Raw genomic sequence first — 1,259 nt, 5'->3', positions numbered from 1 at the left:
CGACTGGACCCTCTACGCCACCGAATCACCGGTCGCGGCGGGCTCGCGTGGCCTGGCGACCGGCCGATTCTATTCGCGCAGTGGGGTACTGCGCGCGACCACGGTGCAGGAAGGCGTCATCCGGCACTTCCCGGCCCGCTGAGCGCGCGCCTCAGCGGTGTTCGCGGTCGAGTTCGAGCTCGACGTCGGTGCGCTGGTCCGCGCGCAGCACGAACGCGACGGCGTCGGTAGCCGCACCGTACACCGCCAGCGCCAGGCTGTGCTCGAGGCCGGCGATATCGGTGTCGGTGAGGTCGGCCGGATCGCCGACCAGGCTGAGCGCGATCTCGGAGGTGGTCTCGGTGCCCGGTTCGGCGCCGGGATGCGCACCGCGCCAGTGTGATTCGAGTTCCTGATGAACGGGATCGGCCGCGTCGACGGGCAGGGTGAACCGCCAGGCGAACACGTCGCGGTCCTGGAGATGGTCGTCGAGGACCGTCCGGACACTGGCGACGATGCGGTCGAGAATTTCCGGTGTCACATACACATGGAGCGAAACATCCGAAATGCGTTTCGGCATGTCTGAAGTTCCTGTCGTGTGTCGAACCAGCAAGGGGAACAGCACGTCCGCGCCGAAGTGTAATCCCTCGGGCGGCCGGCGAACAGCCTTGCGCTCAGCGCCTGCGCTGGGCGGCCAGAAAGGCCGAGAGCGGACGCGCGGGCGCCGGTTCGATCACCAGGCCGGGGTGCTCGTCGTCGCCGGAGAGTTTGGTCTGCTCATGCGGCGCGAGCGCCTGCAGCAGGGGGAACAGCAGTTCGGCGATCTGGTCGCCGACTTCGAGGAAGGCCTCGGGGGACAGGCCGATCGGGTCGGCGATGTTCTCCCGGCCGACGTAGGCCAGATCGTCGCGGGCGCGGTCCAGTGCGGCAATGGATTTCGCGCCGGTGACCTTGGCGATGCGGTGCGCCTCGGCGAGGGTGAAGACGCGCGGGCCGACACCGAAGGAGAGCTGGGCCACCTGATCGCGCAGTGATTCGGTCATCGCGAGCACCAGGTCGGCGCGGTCGACCATCTCGGGCTTGAGTTTTCTGGCCTTGAATCCGGTGGTGTCGCCGCCGAGGCTGGCGATGGTCTCCGCGGCCAGCGGTTCCGGGGGAAAGCCGACCAGCGCGCGCGTCCCCGCGCTCTCCGCGGTCAGCCCGGATAGGCCGTTGTCCGCCGCGAACGCCAGGGTGAGCCGCTCGGCGATCACCGAACGGCAGACGTTGGAGTTGCAGAC

Annotated in this window: 2 protein-coding genes and 1 pseudogene; 1 reads left to right on the top strand and 2 read right to left on the bottom strand. The window is 68.8% G+C overall.

The genetic code is table 11. The features are described from left to right. Positions 1 to 142: pseudogene (locus tag ACFWPJ_RS33240) on the top strand (acyl-CoA thioesterase II); the annotation flags it as partial. Between the two features lie 9 nt (positions 143 to 151). On the opposite strand, the gene ACFWPJ_RS33235 reads toward ACFWPJ_RS33240, so the two are convergent. Both ACFWPJ_RS33235 and ACFWPJ_RS33230 read right to left on the bottom strand, forming a co-directional pair. Further along, positions 152 to 559, bottom strand: coding sequence for a hypothetical protein (locus ACFWPJ_RS33235; RefSeq protein ID WP_378857551.1), 408 nt, complete (start codon positions 557 to 559; stop codon positions 152 to 154). Positions 560 to 653: 94 nt separating this feature from the next. Beyond that, positions 654 to 1,259, bottom strand: a 606-nt coding sequence (locus tag ACFWPJ_RS33230; protein ID WP_378857549.1) for a low molecular weight phosphatase family protein, incomplete at its 5' end; no start/stop codon positions are given.

It is taken from the genome of Nocardia sp. NPDC058497 (assembly GCF_042720195.1).
Lineage (GTDB): Bacteria > Actinomycetota > Actinomycetes > Mycobacteriales > Mycobacteriaceae > Nocardia.
This window is presented reverse-complemented; position numbering and strand designations above follow the sequence as displayed.

Bases quoted from the DNA above. Each gene is read 5' to 3' on its own strand.
- ACFWPJ_RS33235 (WP_378857551.1), bottom strand. From the start codon at position 559: ATGCCGAAACGCATTTCGGATGTTTCGCTCCATGTGTATGTGACACCG.